Source organism: Helicobacter baculiformis, assembly GCF_900197685.1.
GTDB lineage: Bacteria > Campylobacterota > Campylobacteria > Campylobacterales > Helicobacteraceae > Helicobacter > Helicobacter baculiformis.
Map to the genome: position 1 here is coordinate 1 of NZ_FZMF01000019.1, position 18,945 is coordinate 18,945.

Annotated in this window: 16 protein-coding genes and 1 pseudogene; all 17 read right to left on the reverse strand. The window is 44.3% G+C overall.

Going from position 1 to position 18,945, the window contains the following annotated elements; translation table 11 throughout:
* A partial coding sequence (locus C6G87_RS04060; protein ID WP_199767630.1) for a CobW family GTP-binding protein occupies positions 1-544 on the reverse strand: 544 nt, incomplete at its 3' end.
* A complete protein-coding gene (locus tag C6G87_RS04065; RefSeq protein ID WP_104752263.1) occupies positions 537-860 on the reverse strand; it encodes a hypothetical protein in 324 nt (107 codons plus the stop codon). The genes C6G87_RS04065 and C6G87_RS04060, both read right to left, overlap by 8 nt.
* A complete protein-coding gene (locus C6G87_RS04070; RefSeq protein WP_104752264.1) occupies positions 860-1,741 on the reverse strand; it encodes a polysaccharide deacetylase family protein in 882 nt (293 codons plus the stop codon). The genes C6G87_RS04065 and C6G87_RS04070 overlap by 1 nt, the downstream gene beginning before the upstream one ends.
* Positions 1,742-1,757: 16 nt before the next feature.
* Positions 1,758-2,594: a carbon-nitrogen hydrolase family protein gene (locus C6G87_RS04075; RefSeq protein WP_104752265.1), complete on the reverse strand. Its 837-nt coding sequence runs from the start codon at positions 2,592-2,594 to the stop codon at positions 1,758-1,760.
* A gap of 111 nt (positions 2,595-2,705) precedes the next feature.
* Positions 2,706-3,449, reverse strand: a complete 744-nt coding sequence (locus C6G87_RS04080) for an MIP/aquaporin family protein (protein ID WP_104752266.1) — start codon at positions 3,447-3,449, stop codon at positions 2,706-2,708.
* A gap of 9 nt (positions 3,450-3,458) precedes the next feature.
* The gene (gene glpK, locus C6G87_RS04085) at positions 3,459-4,946 is read right to left on the reverse strand and encodes a glycerol kinase GlpK (protein ID WP_104752267.1); all 1,488 of its coding nucleotides are present in this window, start codon (positions 4,944-4,946) and stop codon (positions 3,459-3,461) included.
* A gap of 10 nt (positions 4,947-4,956) precedes the next feature.
* On the reverse strand, positions 4,957-6,498 hold the full coding sequence (locus tag C6G87_RS04090) for a glycerol-3-phosphate dehydrogenase/oxidase (protein WP_104752268.1): 1,542 nt from the start codon (positions 6,496-6,498) through the stop codon (positions 4,957-4,959).
* Positions 6,499-6,525: 27 nt separating this feature from the next.
* A complete protein-coding gene (locus C6G87_RS04095; protein ID WP_104752269.1) occupies positions 6,526-8,751 on the reverse strand; it encodes a hypothetical protein in 2,226 nt (741 codons plus the stop codon).
* Complete coding sequence (locus C6G87_RS04100; RefSeq protein ID WP_104752270.1) at positions 8,751-9,917, reverse strand: tRNA methyltransferase; 1,167 nt, start codon at positions 9,915-9,917, stop codon at positions 8,751-8,753. The genes C6G87_RS04095 and C6G87_RS04100 overlap by 1 nt, the downstream gene beginning before the upstream one ends.
* Entirely contained in the window at positions 9,914-11,107 is a 1,194-nt protein-coding gene (locus C6G87_RS04105) for a tRNA methyltransferase (protein WP_104752271.1), read from the reverse strand. The genes C6G87_RS04100 and C6G87_RS04105 overlap by 4 nt, the downstream gene beginning before the upstream one ends.
* Before the next feature lie 2 nt (positions 11,108-11,109).
* Complete coding sequence (locus C6G87_RS08795; RefSeq protein ID WP_233708998.1) at positions 11,110-12,336, reverse strand: hypothetical protein; 1,227 nt, start codon at positions 12,334-12,336, stop codon at positions 11,110-11,112.
* Positions 12,337-12,476: 140 nt separating this feature from the next.
* Positions 12,477-13,385, reverse strand: coding sequence for a hypothetical protein (locus C6G87_RS04115; RefSeq protein ID WP_233708999.1), 909 nt, complete (start codon positions 13,383-13,385; stop codon positions 12,477-12,479).
* 8 nt (positions 13,386-13,393) lie between these two features.
* Positions 13,394-14,362 carry a hypothetical protein gene (locus C6G87_RS08800; RefSeq protein ID WP_233709000.1) on the reverse strand — a complete coding sequence of 323 codons (969 nt, stop codon included), beginning with the start codon at positions 14,360-14,362 and terminating at the stop codon, positions 13,394-13,396.
* Positions 14,363-14,434: 72 nt separating this feature from the next.
* On the reverse strand, positions 14,435-15,622 hold the full coding sequence (locus C6G87_RS08805) for a tRNA methyltransferase (RefSeq protein WP_233709001.1): 1,188 nt from the start codon (positions 15,620-15,622) through the stop codon (positions 14,435-14,437).
* A gap of 99 nt (positions 15,623-15,721) precedes the next feature.
* On the reverse strand, positions 15,722-16,210 hold the full coding sequence (locus C6G87_RS08810) for a methyl-accepting chemotaxis protein (RefSeq protein WP_267892691.1): 489 nt from the start codon (positions 16,208-16,210) through the stop codon (positions 15,722-15,724).
* Positions 16,211-16,231: 21 nt separating this feature from the next.
* A pseudogene (locus C6G87_RS08815) lies at positions 16,232-17,041 on the reverse strand (PAS domain-containing protein); the annotation flags it as partial.
* Positions 17,042-17,297: 256 nt separating this feature from the next.
* A complete protein-coding gene (locus C6G87_RS04135) occupies positions 17,298-18,938 on the reverse strand; it encodes a phosphoethanolamine transferase (protein WP_104752273.1) in 1,641 nt (546 codons plus the stop codon).
* Positions 18,939-18,945 lie beyond the last annotated feature (7 nt).

Consider the following 18,945-nt stretch of genomic DNA (forward strand, 5'->3'; position numbering starts at 1 on the left):
TATAAATAGTGGCGGTGGGGTTGGTACTTGCAACCAGGGCAGCAAGCGGGGCAAAAGAATCTTGCAGGTCTGTTTTGGTGATCACCACCACATTAGAGGCGACAATTTGGTTTTGCGCCTCTATATTTTCTCTAAGGTGCACCAAGCCATGCACCCCATCTAAGCAGCTAATGAGATTGTGGGGGGTGAAATGTTGGCTCAAAAAGACATCGTGCAAGAGACTAAAGAGAATGGGCGCGGGGTTGGCGATCCCGCTTGTTTCAATCAGAACATGATCTAGGCGATCTGCTAAGATCAACTCCTTGAGCGTCTCTATTAAATCTTGGCGCTGCACACAACACGCACACCCCCCCTCTAGCAGGCGCATCTTCTCTGGGACATAGTGCAGATGGGCGAGTGTTTGCGTGTCCAAACCCACCTGCCCGCACTCATTCACCACCACCGCGATCGCGCAATTAGCATGGCATTCTAAAATTTGGGCTAAGAGTGTGGTTTTGCCACTGCCCAAAAAGCCCGTCAAAATGCTTACAGGGATCTTAGCCACGCTTTAAGAAATCTAGCAATTTAGGGTCTAAAATGTCTAGGGGTTTGGGGCTCAAACTTTGGGCTTTGTAGCACAGATCGCCCAAATCCTTAACCAACTCCTTGCGCCCCTTTTGATCCTCTAAGAGAAATTGACTCCCCCACACGCGCAACTGCAAACCATAGAACTTCAAGATTTTATTAGCCGCCTTGAGTTTTTGTATCCTAGCGCGCACGCGCTCCCCCTGCAAAGCCCCCACCACTAAATCCGCCCCCATAGGCGCGCTCACATCGCTCCAATGCAAGGCGGTGTTCAAGTCCGCGCACAGCACACACATTATTTTTTTCTAGGACAACGGCGCATGAAGTCATCGGCGATGGTGTTGAAATTGACCCAATGTACGCCCTTGTGGCGGTTGATGTATTGGATAATGCGCTCGTGCATGCGCAACACTTGGGGGCGACCGCTCACATCCGGGTGGATGGTCATGCAAAAGACCGCATAATCCATTTCGTGATAAACCCAGTCAAATTGTTCTAACCAAAGCTCTTCAATATGGCGGGGGGGGATGAAGCCAAAGCTATTAGGGGCTTTTTTGATAAACATCATGGGGGGTAGATCGTCTAAGTACCAACTCCCCGGGATTTCTACCAAATCGGTTTCTGTGCCTCGTACTAGGGGTTTCATCCAATCTTTTGCCTCTAGGCTGTAGTCAATCTTGGTCCACGAATCGCCCACGCGCACATAGTAGGGTGTGAAATCGCGGTGCATTAAGGAGTGATCGTACTTCACGCCATGCTTTAAGAGCAATTCATTAGTAACGCTAGAAAACTCCCACCATGGTGCCACATAACCGGTAGGGTTCTGCCCGGTTAGATTTTTAATCAGCCCGATGGTTTTGAGCAGTACATCTTCTTCTTGTTTGGGAGTCATCGCAATGGGGTTTTCATGCGAATAGCCATGCAAGCCAATTTCATGCCCGGCTTCTACGATCATCTTCACCTGATCGGGGAAGGTCTCAATGGAGTGCCCGGGGATAAACCAAGTGGCAGGGATATGGTATTTTTTAAAGAGGTTTAACAGCCTAGGGACCCCCACTTCGCCCGCAAAAATCCCCCTTGAAATGTCATCAGGGGAGTCCTCACCCCCATAGCTCCCAATCCAACCCGCCACCGCGTCAATGTCCACTCCATACGCGACGAAAATTTCTTTTGCCATCGATTCTCCTTAATTCTTAAGATACGCGTGTTGTTAAAGACTGCACCAAGTTTAAATCCTGCAAGTAGGGGATTTCTTCTCTCTGCTGGGCGACTAAATCTAAGTCCAATTCAGCGACCAACACTTCATCTAAGCCCCTTGCTTCATGCAAAATACCCCCCATCGGGTTGATAATCTTAGAACGCCCCGCAAATTCTAAATGCGCCTTGCTATAGGGATGCGTCTCGCTCCCTGCGCGATTAGAAGCCAACACAAAGACCCCATTCTCCAATGCTCTAGCGCGACTACCCAAATCCCATGCATAGCCCCGCCTTTGGCTAAAAGCCGCGCTAAAGACAATTACCTCCGCCCCCCCTAGCGCGAGCGCGCGCCCCCCTTCAGGAAAGCCCACTTCATAGCAAATCTGTAAGCCCAGCTTGAAGCTAACTCCCTCTATATGCAAACTAAAGACCGGATAATCCACCCCGCGCTCAAAGCGATCCACTTCATCGCCCCATAAATAGATCTTGCGGTACTTGCCCACCAAGCCCTCTGCGCATAGGATATACGCGCTGTCATACAGATTTGCCCCCTCTTTTTCAATCCCACATCCTATGAGCACCGCGCCACTCTGCTTGGCAAAATTATGCAACGCTTGGAGGCTTTGAGAGGAGAGATCCTCTAGGGAGCTAGCCAGTTCTCTATCGCGTGGGTGCACGCAATAACCGCTATCAAACAATTCGGGAAACACAATGAGTTGCGCCCCTTTTTGGCGCGCCTCTTGGGCTAACCCAAGGGCTCTTTTCAGATTCTCTTCTAGGGCAAACGATGTAGCCTGCATCTGCACCACGCCCGCGACAATTTTTCGTGCCATCTTGACCTCCTTGTGCGCATTTCTAGCATTGTATTCTGTATTGGATAATGAAAATTACATAAAAATAGACACCTCCCCTTATCAAGAAAACGCATAATACAAAGTCTTTGGCTAATTAAAACCCACCCATACACTTAAACCCACTGCTAACGCTCCACCTACTAATGGTGCGATAAAGGGAATCCAGCTATAAGCAAAATCGGGAGATACCTTAAGAGGTAAAAAGGCAAGTACAAGTCTAGGACCCATATCCCTTGCCGGATTGATAGCATAACCGGTTGTAGAGCCTAGAGAAAGTCCAATCGCCCATACCAACAATGCAACCGGCAATGCTCCCAAACTGCCCAAGCCAATCTTAGCGCTAGGGTCTTGAATATGAATGGAGGGATTGCTAAAGTGTAGGATCACAAAAATAAGCACAAATGCACCCATCAACTCGCTGATAAAATTAGAGATAGGGTTTCTAATGGCCGGCTCAGTGCAAAAACATGCCCGCTTGAGCCCTGCGTCTGCAGTAATTTTAAAATGTTCGCAATAGATGGTATAAACTAGCAACGCTCCTAGCATTGCTCCTAAAAATTCGCCTGCTAAGTAGGCAGGAACTGCCTGTAAAGACACTTTGCCTAAGAGCACTAAACTTAGGGTTACAACGGGATTTAAATGCGCCCCGCTATGGGGTCCCGCCACCACCACACCTACAAATACAGCAAATCCCCAAGCTGTAGTGATTACCAGCCACTGTGCTGCCCCACTTCCTCCACATTTAGTGCCTTCCAAGCAACACGCCGCCACCACTCCATTACCTAACATAATCATAAGTCCTGTGCCGAGTAGTTCATAAATAAAAATTTCCATACACTCCCCTTAAGCCAGCCAGTTTTGAGAAGCTAAGATTGCCTTATTCCAAAAATGCAACATTTCTTGCACTTTGCGTTTGTCCAACTTGGGGCTGAAAGTTTTATTAATCTCCCAAAATGATTTAATTGTGTCTAAGTTTGGATAAAAACCCACTGCTAAGCCCGCCAAATATCCCGCTCCCATAGCGGTAGTCTCGATATTCTGCGGACGAATAATATCCGTGTTGCAAATGTCTGCCTGAATCTGCATGAGCAAATCGCTTGCACTCGCCCCCCCATCTACACGCATTTGTGCGCAGGATTGCTGTGCATCTTTTTCCATTTGGCTGATGATATCGCGCACTTGGAAGGCGATACCCTCTAAAATGGCACGGGCGATATGGGCATCTGTGGTAGCGCGACTGATACCAAAAATACTTCCACGCGCATACTGATCCCAGTAAGGTGCGCCTAGTCCTGTAAAAGCAGGCACGATATACACGCCCCCATTATCCTCAACCATCGCGGCTAGGTTATTGATGTCTGCAGCAGTGCGAATCATGCGCGCTCCATCTCTTAGCCACTGAATCGCCGCTCCGCCTACAAACACGCCTCCCTCTAGGGCATAACTCACTTTACCTTCTAATTGCCAAGCAATCGTACTAAGAAGGTTATTTTGGCTAGAGACGATCTTATCCCCAGTGTGCATAAGCAAAAAACAACCCGTCCCATAGGTATTTTTAACCATGCCCGCTTCTGTGCACATCTGCCCAAAAAGCGCGGCTTGCTGATCACCTGCAATCCCGGCAATGGGAATCTCGCACTCCACCCAACGCGTGGCAGTGTGCCCATAGACTTCACTAGAAGATCGCACTTGAGGTAAAATCGCCTTGGGAATATCAAAGAGTGTTAAGAGTTCTTGATCCCACTCTAAGGTGTGGATATTAAAAAGCATGGTACGACTTGCGTTGCTAGGGTCTGTGGCATGCACTTTGCCTTTTGTAAGATTAAAAAGTAACCATGAGTCGATCGTCCCAAAACACAGATCGCCTTGTTGCGCTTTCTGTCTAGCACCCTTGACATGTTCTAAAATCCATGCAATTTTAGTAGCGGAAAAATACGCGTCCACTACCAACCCGGTTTTTTCTTGAATCCATTGTTTTTTAGTTTGTTTGAGGGTTTCACATAGATCGGCAGTGCGGTGATCTTGCCAAACAATCGCGTTATAGATGGGCTCACCCGTGAAACGATCCCATAAAATCGTGGTTTCGCGTTGGTTTGTGATTCCAATAGCCACGATATTTTTAGCATCTAAATTAGCCTTCGCTAAGGCTTCTGTCAAGGTGGCGATTTGTGTTGCCCAAATTTCTTTAGGGCTGTGCTCCACCCAACCGGGTTGGGGGAAAAATTGGGTAAAGGGTTTTTGCGCCATAGAAACCACGCGTCCTTGCGTGTCAAAAATAAGCGTCCTTGATGAGGTTGTACCCTGATCGAGCGCCATGATGAAGCGATTCATCTTTATCTCCTTATTCTAGAATATGTTGCTGTGCAAGGGCTTCAAAGGTAGCGATCTCTGCTTCTTTTTTATCAGTATCCCATCCCCAATACGCTCCGATAAAATCTCCCACGTCACGCGCACACTCCAAACTAGCACGCGCGTCCAAAAAAAGCAAACGGATACGCCTAGAAAGCACATCTTCTAAACTATAAGCCATTTCCTGATCGAGCGCCCAAAGTACTTGAGCATAGGTGTAGGGATAGTTAGGATGTAACTTGGAAGCAAGTTTGGCATCTTTAGCTTCTAGCTCTTGAATCAAGTGCGCATCTGTGCCATAGACTTTTAGGCGTGCTTCTAGAGATTCTTGGGTATAGCCATGCAGTTTAAGCGTACGTGTTTGGCAGGTTGTGGGCTCTAAAAAGCCCTTTTGGATGCACATGTCTAGAGTTTCTTCTGCCATCGCGCGGTAGGTGGTCCATTTGCCCCCGTTAAGATGGACTAATCCACTGGGCGCAATAGTGATTTTATGGCTTCTAGATAGGTTCTTGGTCGCTGTCTGCTTGGAGGTGATCAAGGGTCTAAGCCCAGCAAAAACAGAGAGTATATCTTTTCTCGTAGGCTTAAGAATTAAATATTCTTGCAAGGTGCTTAAGAGAAAATTGATCTCTTCTTGTAAAGGTTTAGGATTATAGGCAATTGTTTGTACAGGTGTGTCTGTTGTACCTACAAGAAGTTTTTCATGCCAAGGGATAGCAAATAAGACACGTCCATCGGAAGTTTTAGGCACCATCAAAGCGTGTTTGCTAGGAAGAAACTTAGGATCGAGCACCAAGTGGATACCCTGACTGGGCGTAATATTATTTTCTGTGGTGCTGGGGTCTAGTTTGTTAATAGTATTAGTAAAAACACCTGTAGCATTGATGATACATTTGGCTTTCAGCTTAAATTGTTGCTGGGTCAGTTGATCCTGGAGCACCACACCACAAACTCGATCATTTTCATGGAGCAATTGGATCACTTCCATATAGTTAAGGAGAAGCGCGCCATGCTCATGTGCGCTGGCGCATAGGGTGATCCCTAACCTAGCATCATCAAATTGACCATCGTAATAACACACGGCATGTTGGCATTTTTCTGCTTGAACACCGGGTAACACACCTTGCGCCCTAAAAAAAATATTCGTGCTGTGCAGTTGTAGCTTGCCTGCCATGAACGCATAAAACTTTAAACCCAAGCCATAAAAAAGCGCACTCCCTAAATGCGCACACGGAATTACAAATCCTTGTGGGGCGCATAAATGGGGTGCATTTTGGATCAGCGCCCCGCGCTCATGCAAGGCTTCATAGACGAGGGCAAAATTGCCCTGTGCAAGGTAACGCACCCCCCCATGCAAAAGCTTGGTCGAACGGCTAGAAGTACCTTGTGTAAAGTCGCGCGCTTCCACAAGCAAGGTTTTATAACCCCTTGTGGTGGCATCTAGTGCTAACCCCAAGCCACTAGCCCCCCCGCCTATGATCAGAACATCAAAGGAGTCTGTTTGAAGTTTTTCGATTTGTATTGCCCGTTGCATCACTATTCCTTACTGATGTCAAGAGTGTTATGTGTGCAGGTTAATCAAATTTAAACGAATGTTTATTGGGGTCTTTTGGTATTTATGTAGTGTGTAATAATTCCTATTTAGTCTCTTTTTTAAATCCTTTTGCAAAACTAGACATAGCGCATTTTTTGAGAAAAGATTTTGCATGCGATTTTGTGGGTCACGATATAGGCAGGGCGTGCTGTCTATATTCACGAGGGCGAGATCGCCTAGCGCAGTTTGTAAAGCATGGGGGCTGTAGGTACGATCTTTAAAGATATTCAAACACGCTTGCTGAAGTTTTTGGCGCAGATACTTAGGCTTGAGGCAGAGTTGGGGATGCTTTTGCAGAGTGAGAATGTCCAACCCTTCAGAGAGAGGGTCATCAAAGGTGTAGTAGTAGCTCTCAAACAAGAGTTCAAAGAGTCGAGTTCCATATTGGGTAAAAAAGGGAGCAAAGGTGCGCATCAAGGCATCCTTATCTAGGATCGGATTGACATCACTATCGCCTAAATGCCATTTCCATATCGCATAAGTCTCTGCATAGTCCCCCTCAATGTATTCGCCCAAGAGGGCGTAAGAGAGTTCTGGATGGACTAATTTATACGCCAGCTCCGCAATTTTGAAATCTTTAAAGAAAGCTTGCACGGGCAACATGGGTTTGGGGCTTTTTTGTTCGTGTTCTAAAAAGTAACAAATCGAATCTGCAAAGCTGGAGGGGTAAAAAGGGTGGGCTTGCAGGGCACTCATATAGGTGTTGAGATTCATGCCCTGCTGGTGCGCGTCAATCAAGGGAGCATAGATGAAATCTAAGACCTTGAGATAATCCTGCACCACCTGCTTAAGAGGGGTGTGTCTTGGATGCTCACCTTCATCATCTAAAAGCGAGCCAAAGAGCAAGGTAAAGAGATGCATGAGTTCAAATTTTTTTAATTCTGCGATAAAGTGCTCTTCTGCCTCGTCTCTAGGTTTTAATCTTTGCAAAAGAGGGATTTGGTTGATAAATCTGTATCCCAGTTTCTCTAAAGTGGGCAGGTCGTCTAGCACAACATCGCTTGTGATGAGATCACGCCCCGGATCACTCGCATTATTACCCTTGTCCATAAGTCTTTTTATTTGCTCGGCAGTTCGAATCAAATGATCAAGAGGGGTAGGCTTGTAGCTGAAAACTAGGTTTAGCCAAATATGTGTGTCAAAATCTTTTTGCAAGCGTTGTTGCAGGGCTTGGCAGAGGGCATTTTTTGAAGAGAATAGCTGGAGTTTGTCTTGCGGGGTTAAATACACACAGGGGTTATCATGCATAGAAAACAAGCGCAAGCGTTTGAGCTGGGTTTTTAAAATCTGGCTATCTTTTGGTAGCGAATTAAGCACAAGAATACATGCTTGTTGGAGTTTGGGGGTTAAATACTTGGGGTGTAGGCAAATGGTGGGGCGATCTTGCAAAAGTTGAGGGGTAATGTCTTGTAAATCCAGATAAGCGTCTATATTAGTGCTCATCTCTAGCGCGCGCGCCAAATGCAGGACTTTGAGAGACTTAAATTCTTCTAATGCCTGCGCACGGGTGCTCACATCAGTGAATATCCGCTGTCTATCCCAGTAACCCAGAGTGATTTCAGACCACACATGATTATAGACAGACACGAGAAAATGATTATAGAGACGATACACCCCCTGCAAATCGCTTAGAAAGGGGGCTAAAATCCCCTCCTTGTTGAAATCCACATAATAGTTTAGGCTACCGCCACCTGCGTAGTTACTCACCTCGCGCTTGATACATCTTCTATCAAAATCATTTTGGCAGCGTTCTAGTTGGTAGGGCATGTCCTCTCCAAAATTTGCAGCAAGACTGTTCAAATACTCCCTAAGGTTTAGCCCCGCTTTGTGGGCGTTAAAAAGTGGGGCGTAGAGTAAATTAAGGTCAGCTAAAAACATTTGTGCGATGGTTTCGCGCTTCTCTTCCATGTGATTTTGGATCAAAACCACCAAATAGAAGGCTTCTAGGGTTTTGAGTGTCTGTAAAAAGCGCGTTTCTTGGGCATTTTTGGGCTTGAAGGCTTGGATCAAAGGCACTTGATCTAGGACTTTTTGGGCTAGATTCATCTCAATATCCCTAGCTTTCAAGGGGTCTTTCTCCTGTGGGTTTTTAATGTATTCTTGGAGGGTTTGGAGGGCTGTAAGCAGGGGGGCAGGTTTTTGGGCATACGCGCACACCATAAACAAACAGATCGCCATAAACAAGCGCGCCATCAAAATTCCTTATTCAAATGTTTTTGTAATGTCAAGCATAGCGCATTTTTAGATTTAAACGCTTGGAGTTTGTCCTTAGGGTCTAGATACACACAGGGGCTATCATCAATGGAGATCAGGCGCACAATGTGTAATTGCTCTTGAATGTCTTTAGCGTTGTAGGTTTGGGCTTGAAAGAGTTGTTGGCAGATTTGCTTAGATTGTGGGCTTAAGTATTTGGGGCTTAAACACATGGTGGGGTTGTCTTTTAGCATGTTTTTTAAAATCTTGGGGTCGTCATTTTGTAAGCTGTCGTAGTAATAAGGGGCGTTGCGATTTAGGGGGAACACCTGCGCTAGATAGAGATCAAAGAGATGTTCGGGGTCTATGCGTTGGGCGTTTTTATCCATGAAGTCCCAAAATGTGCGTCTGTCAGGTATCCGGTTTGCAGATATCCCCCCCTCAAAGATGGTGTTCATAACGAGCGCAACCCAAGAAGGATAGCCTATACGAAAGGCGAAGATGTCCATGGGCATATCCACTTCATGCATATCTTGAATAAGGCGTTTTCTAAAAGGCTTATAGTGGACAATGTTTTTTCTTTGTTCTTCATATAGCCCTTTTTCATGAAAAACAAAGATATTTCTCATACGACGCAGATCAACATTTTTAGAAAAAATGCGATGGAGTTGCTCTAAATAGGCGATCACATCTAGCCCCGCTTTGTGGGCGTTGAAAAGCGGGGCATAGAGCAATGTGTTGATGTGTAAAAATTCGTGGGCAACAAATGTAGCCTTTTCTTCAAGCGACATGTTTATGAGGTCTAGGGCATGGAACATGGCCTTATCTTTAACATGGGCTAAGAATTGCGCTTCTCTTTGGTTTTTGGGCTTAAACTCTTTAAATAAGGGGACTTGCTTAACCACAGCTTTGGCTAGGGGGATGGAGGCATCTGTGTAACCTGCCATAATCTGAGCCAGAGTATAGTCGTAGTTGTCATTTAATGGGACATTTTCGCGCGCATCTTTTATCTTGGTGTAGGATTTTTGCATATAGGCATGGAGTGCCTTAAACGCCTTGAAAAATTGGAATTCTTGGAGCGTGCTTATTGGGATAAAGATAGTTACTACCTTTTCTTTAGCCTGTAGATTTAAGAGTAAGAGAGCTAAGAGAAGTAGGCGGATCATTTAAGCCCCTTTTCTAAGTGTTCTTGCAACGCCACACAGATTGCACTATTAGACTTAAACGCTTGGAGCTTATCATTAGGGTCTAAATACACACAGGGACTCTCATCAATGGAGACAAGGCGCACAAGGTGTAATTGCTCTTGAATGTCTTTAGCGTTGTAGGTTTGGGCTTGAAAGAGTTGTTGGCAGGTTTGCTTAGATTGTGGGCTTAAGTATTTAGGGCTTAGGCACATGGTGGGGTGGGCTTTGAGCGTGTCTTTTAAAATCTTGGGGTTGTCATTTCTTAAGAGATCGTAAAAAGGGGCGTTACGCTCTAGAGGGATCGCCCGTGCTGTGTAGAGATCAGAGAGATGTTCGGGGTCTATGCGCTGGGCGTTTTTATCCATGAAATCCCAAAATATGCGCCTAAATACACATGTGTCAGATACCCGGTCCCAAGCTATCCCCCCCTTAAAGATGGTGTTCAAAACAAGCGCAACCCAATAACTATAGTCTGCATGGTGGGCAAAGATTTGCATGGGGATATGCGCTTCATGCATATCTTGGGCTAAGCGTTTTCTAAAAGGCTTATGGGGGACAATGTTTTTTCTGTCTGCTTCATATATCCTTGCTCGATTAAAATCACGGATATTGTTTATACGGCGCAAATCCGTATTTTTAGAAAAGAGACGATGGAGTTGTTTAAGATAGGCGATCACATCTAGCCCTAGCTTGTGGGCATTGAAAAGCGGGGCATAGAGCCATGCGTTGATATGTAAAAATTCGCGGGCAATAAATGTCTCCTTTTTTTCAAGCAAATCTACTACTATGAGGTCTAGGGCGTTAAACATGGCCATATCCCTCACATGGGCTAAAAAAAGCTCCTCTCTTGTGTTTTTGGACTTAAACTCTTTAAACAAGGGGACTTGCTTAGCCACAGCTTTAGCTAGGGGAATAGAGGCATCGGTGTAATGCCGCATCGCCCAAGTCAAAGCGGGTAGGTATGCTGTATCTGGGTTATTTGGGTTATTGGGGTCGTCTATGTCATCGTCTATCTTGGTGGAGGATTTTTGCATGTAAGTGTGGAGTGCTTTAAACGCCTTGAAAAATTGGAATTCTTGGAGCGTGCTTATTGGGATAAAGATAGTTACTACCTCTTCTTTAGCTTGTAGATTTACGACCAAGAGAGCTAAGAGAAGTAGGCGGATCATGTTTATTCCTTTGTGAAATGTTTTTGTAATGCCAAACAGATCGCATTGTCAGACTTAAAACTTTGGAGCTTGTCCTTAGAATTAAGATACACACAGGGGGCGTTGTCAATGGAGATCAAACGCAGGGAGTTTAGGTATTTTTGTAAGGGTTTGGGGTCATAGCTGTGTTGTTGGAAGATTTGCAAACAAAGTGCTTTAGACTCTTTGTTTAAATACTGGGGTTGCAAACAAATGGTGGGGTTTTGGGTGAGAGTGCGTTGCATCGCTTGGGCAAAAGGGACTTTTGGCTTGAGAATAGAAAATATATATGCATCATCCTCAGCAGGGGTGATACGCAAATGGGTAACACTTTCCCAATACAAACCCATCGCACTTTCAAAGTCATTGTCATTAGCATCACCCCCCAAGAAGGCAAAGGCGCGCGCCTGGCAATAAGCCATCCACACGTTTAAATCTTGGACCTTGACCCCCCCAACAGCACGGATAATCTGGATTGTCAAAAAATCTTTGAAACCATCTTTTTCATTGGCACCAAAAAACCTTACATTTTCAATAAAACCGCTATCCATGAGGTAGTTGTGTGCATCGATGGATGCAAAATCCTCAAAATAGCGGCGCAAAGTCGGAGTCTTAGGACCTTTAACCATGTTTAAATGATCTTTTCGAATGCCCATAATCTCCCAATTAGGGATTAATGCGTCAGACTTGTCATGCAACATCTGTAGATAATCTGTAATGTCCAAACCCTGATGATAGGCTTCAAGTAAGGGGGCGTAGGCCAACTCTATGTCCCTTAAAAATTCTAAAGTGTGTTTTTTAGCGTCAAAGGGCTTAACACGCTTGGGAGACTTCATTTTCTTGCACTTTGAGGTGTGGTTGTTGCAATAAAATTCGGGGGTGGAGTCGCTCAATAAATTAAAAAGGTTGTACATCTCAAGGGCTTTGAGCGCTTGGATCATTTGGGCTTGTTGGGGAGTTCTGGGCTGGAAGACTTGTAAAAACGGGATGTGATCAACAAAGGCTTGCAGGTGCTTGACAAGGGTTGGTGCTTCTTTTTGCATGGCATGGGAAAAGATCATGTCCCAATTTATACGCGTGTAACGCTCTTTAAAATCTTGCTCATAAATTTTAACCACTAATGTGCGGGCTTGTTGCATTTGCTGGACCAAATTAGGGCTTACAGCCCATAGGGGGCTGATGAATAGAAGGATACCTAGTAAGCGAGTCATCAAAATCCTTTATTTAAGCGCTTTTGCAACGCCAAGCATAGCGCATTTTTAGATTTAAAAAGTTGGATTTGTTGGGGTGGGTTATGGTATAAACAAGGGATGTGATCTAGGGTGATCAAGCGTTCTTCTTTGAGCTTTTTTTACATGCGCAAGATTAGGGCTTTGCTAGGGTTTTGGTAACTCTTTAAGCAGAGGTTTAAGAATTGAGAATCCAAGTAAGAGGGATATAAACAGACGTCAGGGGTGCTTTTAATTTGGCTAGGCGCGCTCTTAAGCTGGGCAAGTGTCTCTAGGTAAGCCCCTCCTATTCTGGCTAAATGGATGCTTTGGAAGTAGTGATAATCTAAAAGCTGGTATAAGAGTGGGACTAGCTTGGGGTTGCCTAGTGCTTGGGCAAAATCTACAATAAGTGTTGTAGGGCACTCATTGCCCAAGCCCATCAATCTATTTAAAATCCCATAAGCACTAAGTCCCATGTCTAAATCTCTAAAGAGATGGGCGAGCGCGGGGCTTTTATGGGGGGTGTCATTATCCACACCGACCTCTAGGCTATCTGTGTCTTGCCATATCTCATCCATGCTTAAACAATCTGGGGTTAAACACGCGTGCGTGTTGGTGTAGTGGTGGATAAAACCGATGTATGCAAAGGGGTTAATCCCATGTCTTTGGAGTTGCAAAAGAGGGGCATAGAAAAATGTATTGATTTGTGAAAAGTCTAAAGCAATTTGTTTAGCTGTTTTGCTAAATTGGGGTACTTTTGGATCATCTGGTATGGATTCTTGGATGAGCTCTAAAAGGGTGAGCGCGCTAAATAGGTGCATCGCTTCTAGCATGGCGTGTTCTTTGGGAGTGCTTGCCTTGAATTGTTTTAAAATGGGGATAGCAACACTTTGGGCTAGTTGGAGTATTTGTTGTCTTTGAGGGCTTAGGTTTATCAAAAAGGCGTGCAAAGAGGGAGGGCGCACACGCCCATACAAGGCTTGTATTTCTTGAATAGGATTTGCGAGCAGAGGCAGAAAGAGTAATCCAAGCCAGAGTAAAAAGGGCATAGATTTCCTTAAAATTTCATCTTTTGCAGGGCTTGACAGATCGCGTTGTCAGATTTAAAGATTTGGAACTTGTCCTGCAGATTTAGATACAAACAAGGGGTATTCTCCACGCTTAAAAGGCGTTGGGTTTTCAAGTAGCTTTTTAGATTGTGATAGAGATTGGCTGGAGGCTTTTTAAGCGCATTAAGACAGGTTTGTTGGGACAAAGGGTCTAGGAGCGCGCCTAGAAAGCACACACTAGGTCTTTGCACAATGGCAGATAATTTTAAGGGTTTTTGGGGCGATCTAGGTTGATCCACATCAAAGACCTGATCGATATAAAAGCCCCAATCTTGAATATCGCTCCAAGATCGGGATAACTGGTAAGCTAGGACTTGCTTTAAAGAAGTGTCTAGCTTGGGATCGTGGGGGGCGTATTCTTGCAATCTATGGGGCACACTCCACAACTCTGAGCTGAGTGTGTAAGCCATGATTGTAGATTGGGGCACTTTGATAGTCTGCTTACCTAAGTCCTTGAGTATATTGACTTTAAAGGCAAGCTCCATAACTAAATCATCTTGGGGTTTGGGCTTTTGGAGGGGTAAGTGTTGCCAATCCTCTAAAACATGCACGCCTTGTTCTTGCAACGCCACTAAGGGCTTATAGGTTTCTAGCAGGGACAAAAACAAGGCTAGATTAGCTTGGGGGCTATTGAGGGCTTGGTATTTACCCGCCTTGTTTCTGGCTTTTGGCATAGAACCATGGAGCAACTCTAAAAGCTGGGCTTGACTTAAAATCTTGAGGGTTTTATTAGGTTTCAAAGCCTTTAAAAGGGGCATTTCTTGGACGAAATTTTGGGCTAGCTGGCGGATTTCTTGGGCTTTTTGCTCTAAAGAGCTTTTTAAAGGCTCTTGCTCTAAACCCCGTGATCCGTGCCTAGAGCGCACATCGCTAGAGATGGCGTAACGCTCCAACACCTTAGCTTGTAAAACTTCCATTTGTGAAAGCTATTTGGCAGGCGATGCGTGGATGAAGCCCACAAGCAATAAAGCCGCTAGCTTTAAACGCATTTAAAAAGTCCTTTCTAAATGTTTTTGCAACGCCATACATAACGCGTTACTAGATTTAAACACTCGGAGTTGGTCCTTAGGGTCTAAATACACACAGGGAGTATCATCAATAGAAATCAAACGCACAAGGTGTAATTGTTCTTGAATGTCCTTAGTATTATAAGTTTGGGCTTGAAAGAGTTGTAGGCAGGTTTGCTGTGATTGTGCGCTTAAATATTTGGGGCTTAGGCACATGGTGGGGTGGTCTTTTAGAATGGGGGTGGGGTTGTCTTTTAATTTGTCGTAAAAAAAGGCGTTGTTGTCTAAGGGGAGCGCCCGTGCGGCGTAGAGATCAAAGAGGTATTCGGGGTCTATGCATGCGGTTTTTCTATACCAGAAGTCCCACAATGTCGCTTCTTCGCTTATCCAGTCTGTGGCAATCCCTCCATCACAAATTGTGTTCAAAACGAGCGCAGCCCAATAACCATAGTGTTTACGAAAGATTCTTGTGGGCATATCCGCATTATCCATATCTTCAACTAAGCGTTTTCTAAAAGGCTTATGGGGGAAAATGTTTTTTTCGTCTGCTTCATATGACCTTAATTTATCAAAATCCTCGATATTTCTAAACGTAGTATAATGGTTACTATAATCGCCTTTAGTCAAGAGACGATGGATTTTTTGCAGATAGGCGATCACATCTAGCCCTAGCTTGTGGGCGTTGAAAAGCGGGGCATAAAGCCATGCGGTGGTGTGTAAAAATCTGTGGGTAAGAATTGCAATCTTTTTTGCGCTCGGAGTGTCTTTGACATATGCCGAGCCATCTATGATGTCCAGGGCATGGAGCATTGCCATATCCTTCACATGCTCTAAAAAAAGCTCTTCTCTTTGGTTTTTGGGTTTAAACTCTTTAAACAAGGGGACATGTTGCGCTAGGGCTTTGGCTAGAGGGATGGAGGCATTTGTGTAATTTGCCATGGCTAAAGTCAGATCGGATTTATCAATATAGGAGTCCTTTGTGACATTGAGGCGTTTGTATATCTTGGTGTAGGATTTTTGCATGTAGCCATAGAGCGCCTTGAACGCCTTGAAAAATTCTTGGGTGTTTTTGAAGTCTTGGAGATTGCCTATTGGGATAAAGATAGTTACTACCTCTTCTTTAGCCTGTAGATTTAAGAGTAAGAGGACTAAGAGAAGTATGCGAATCATTTTATTTCTTTTGTTAAGTGGTTTTGCAACGTTACACGGCGCGCATTTTGACACGATCACCCACCCGCTGAAAGCAGGTGGGATTTCTGCTAAGAATGCCTAAACCCCCATTCCATCTGCAACTTTATTGCCGGCTACTCTAATTTCATTCATTAAATCCTTACTTTCACAAGAAAGCGCAACTGTGTGCGTGGATTCTTGAGTTCCTGCCGTGATATTGACAACAACCTGTGAAGTGATTTCCCTAATTGCGCTGATAATGGCAGCAATTTCTGTAACGGATTTGGTGGTGCGCTCGGCCAGTTTTCTGACTTCATCAGCCACCACTGCAAAGCCCCGCCCATGTTCGCCCGCGCGTGCAGCCTCGATCGCTGCATTGAGCGCGAGCAGGTTGGTTTGATCGGCGATGTCTTTAATGGTTTGCGTAATAGAAGAAATCGAGTCGGATTGGGCATTGAGGGTATTAATCTGATCCGCGCTATTTCTGATCGTCGTGGCTACCCCCTGAATGCTTTGCGTGGTTTTTTCGATCATCTCACTCCCCCTATCAGTGAGTTTTTGGTTTTCTTTGATAAGACCCAATGTCATCAGAATCTTTTCTTCTTTAGAGGTAACATCCCAAGCAAATTTAATAAACTTGTAAATGCGTCCATTATCATCAAAGACCGGGTTATAGCTTGCCTCCAAGTAAACTTTATTGTGATTTTTAGCTACTCGCGTGAAAGTCCCACGGGTAAAATGCCCCGCCTTAAGCTGTCTCCAAAATGCTTCATATGTGGCACTTTTCACATATTCAGGCTCGCAAAAGAGGGCATGTTCTTTTCCCTTAATTTCATTCAGACTATAGCCCATTAAATTCAAAAAATTTTCATTGGCAGCAAGAACTCTTCTTTCGGTGTCAAATTCAACGAGAGCCATACTTGCCAATGCAGCATTGTAGATAGATTTAAGATTCTTAAGCTCTAGGATTTCTCCAGTAATGTCATTGGCAAATTTAATCACTTTTTGGACTTTGCCATAGGAATCTAGAATTGGAGTGTAGGTGGCTTCTAAATAGAGAATCTTGCCATCTTTATTGACGCGCTTAAAAGTCCCCCGCTTAAACACGCCTGCGCGTAGATCGCCCCAATGCTCTATGTATTCACTAGATTGTACGAGTTGAGGCGTGCAAAATAAGGAGTGGTGCTTACCTTTGATATCTTCTAGAGTGTAGCCCATCAAATTAAGGAAATTTTCATTGGCATGCAAAATCACACCGTCAGTATCAAACTCGATCATAGCCATGGAGCGATCGATAGCATTATAAAACTGGCCTAGTTCATCGGTTTTAGTGTTTAAGGTAGCTTTTTCTGTATGTGGAGACTCTTTTGATTCTCCGTGCCCGAGGTGAAAAAAGGACATGAAAACCTCCTTAGCCATTAAGATGGAACATGTGCGCACTCTAACAAAATAAAATTAAAAAATTTTAATAAGAACACTATGTTTCTAGAGTGTTACAGATAGTTATACAGATAAGAATCAGAAGCATAAATCTCACCTACTAAAAACGGGTAGATTTGCAGGGCTATCAATCCATAACAGTCGTGTTGGGCGTATAGCTTGCTGTGCCACCCACCATTGACGGGGTCGTGTTGCATGCGCTTTTAGAAATCTCTCTTTTGTGTAGACTGATTGCTCAGCGCCCACATATTTTACGCACACGCCCACGATCAAATTTCGCACTCAATAAATCCTTACTTTCTAAATTATCCTTTGTGTGAATCCCCACTAAGGGTAAGAGAGTGTGGATAAGATCATCGCTCATAAAGGGTTTATGCACAGCTTGGGCGAGTTGTTTGAGCTTTTCAGGATGTTTTTGTTTGAAGAGATCGCTAACATAGATCACAAAGGGAATCTCTACTCCAAAGGCAGAGCATTTATGCCCATAAGTGGACGCACTCTCAAAAATATCTTGTGCATGATCGGAGAGGTAGATAATGATGGTATCTTTATCTTTAAAAAGTTTAAAAATCTCGCTCAAAATATGATCGGTGTAATACAGAGAATTGACATAATCTGCCACAATCTGCTTGTCTTTCTCATCTTGGACATGCAAACCTTGATAGGGGATGTCTGCAGGGGTGAACTTGGCAAAGGTTTTAGGGAAGCGTTCTGCATAGAGCACATGGCTACCGATGAGATGGAAGAGAATAAAATTTTTACTGGCAAGCTTTGTTGCAACTTTGGCGTGGAAAGTGTCTAGCAAATTAATATCATAGCTATGTCCCATGGAGACATCGGCATAGTTGTGGTGGTCGAAACGGCGGGCAATGAGCGTATAGGCATTACTGATAGGGGAGGCTTCTTGATTATCTAACCAAAAAGTCTTATAACCCGCTATTTTAAAAATATCGCCCAAATTCCTTTGTGTGTACCACGCACTCATGCGATTTTCTACATCGCTATAATTCAAAAGGGTTTGAAATACAGAAAGTGTATAGGCAAAGGCAGAGATCACATTATCAAAGACAAATAAATTTTGCGATCTCTCTCTCTCTACTAAGCTACTTAAAAAGGGCGTATTAGGTACAGGGTAACCATAGACTCCCATAAAGTTCTTAGAGGCGCTTTCGCCCACAATTAGTACCACATTGGGTACGCTATCAGCCTCCACATGCGCATAGTCTTTAGGGTAAGGTCGTTTGAAGCTTTGATAGATTAGCTTAGCGTGGGCGTGATCTTGAAAGCTTGCATAAATAGCGCGCATTTCTTTAAGAATAGGAGTGATGCGTGTAGCAATCACGAGATTAACGATATATCCACCCCTGCCTTGCTGTAAATTCCAACCTGTTCTTATAGAATGCAGTATCACACCACTGAGGAGTAGGGCAAAAACACCGCCTACTACTTTTGGACTCAACTTTACCTGTAAATGTAGGCGGCATAAAAACGCACAAAAAACAATGTAAGTCAAAATGAGTCCGCTATGTGGGAGTGCCATACCCACAAAAAACTCATAGCACTCTCTAGGACTTGCGGCCAAGATCGTATCTATCAATGCTTGATTAAAACTCATGCTAAAATAATGGGAGGTAAAAAAATCTAAGAATGCCAATACCAAACTTAAAATTAACATGGCGTTCTTAAGAGCTTTAGCCAATTTTGAGCGTCCAATAAGAGTAATCAGACAATAATATGTGTAAAAAAATATAAGACCATAAAAAGCAACTTTAAGCACATGGCGGTATAAAACTCCCCCCATGTGCACATCAATAGAGAAAAAACTCGCCAACACGGGGGCCAGCCACATCAAAAGAAAGCGGTTATCTAAAAACATGCGAGTC

Coding starts and splice junctions, on each gene's coding strand:
- C6G87_RS04065 (WP_104752263.1), bottom strand. CDS start 860: ATGTGTGTGCTGTGCGCGGACTTGAACACCGCCTTGCATTGGAGCGAT.
- C6G87_RS04070 (WP_104752264.1), bottom strand. CDS start 1,741: ATGGCAAAAGAAATTTTCGTCGCGTATGGAGTGGACATTGACGCGGTG.
- C6G87_RS04075 (WP_104752265.1), bottom strand. CDS start 2,594: ATGGCACGAAAAATTGTCGCGGGCGTGGTGCAGATGCAGGCTACATCG.
- C6G87_RS04080 (WP_104752266.1), bottom strand. CDS start 3,449: ATGGAAATTTTTATTTATGAACTACTCGGCACAGGACTTATGATTATG.
- glpK (WP_104752267.1), bottom strand. CDS start 4,946: ATGAATCGCTTCATCATGGCGCTCGATCAGGGTACAACCTCATCAAGG.
- C6G87_RS04090 (WP_104752268.1), bottom strand. CDS start 6,498: ATGCAACGGGCAATACAAATCGAAAAACTTCAAACAGACTCCTTTGAT.
- C6G87_RS04095 (WP_104752269.1), bottom strand. CDS start 8,751: ATGGCGCGCTTGTTTATGGCGATCTGTTTGTTTATGGTGTGCGCGTAT.
- C6G87_RS04100 (WP_104752270.1), bottom strand. CDS start 9,917: ATGATCCGCCTACTTCTCTTAGCTCTCTTACTCTTAAATCTACAGGCT.
- C6G87_RS04105 (WP_104752271.1), bottom strand. CDS start 11,107: ATGATCCGCCTACTTCTCTTAGCTCTCTTGGTCGTAAATCTACAAGCT.
- C6G87_RS08795 (WP_233708998.1), bottom strand. CDS start 12,336: ATGACTCGCTTACTAGGTATCCTTCTATTCATCAGCCCCCTATGGGCT.
- C6G87_RS04115 (WP_233708999.1), bottom strand. CDS start 13,385: ATGCCCTTTTTACTCTGGCTTGGATTACTCTTTCTGCCTCTGCTCGCA.
- C6G87_RS08800 (WP_233709000.1), bottom strand. CDS start 14,362: ATGGAAGTTTTACAAGCTAAGGTGTTGGAGCGTTACGCCATCTCTAGC.
- C6G87_RS08805 (WP_233709001.1), bottom strand. CDS start 15,622: ATGATTCGCATACTTCTCTTAGTCCTCTTACTCTTAAATCTACAGGCT.
- C6G87_RS08810 (WP_267892691.1), bottom strand. CDS start 16,210: ATGACATTGGGTCTTATCAAAGAAAACCAAAAACTCACTGATAGGGGG.
- C6G87_RS04135 (WP_104752273.1), bottom strand. CDS start 18,938: ATGTTTTTAGATAACCGCTTTCTTTTGATGTGGCTGGCCCCCGTGTTG.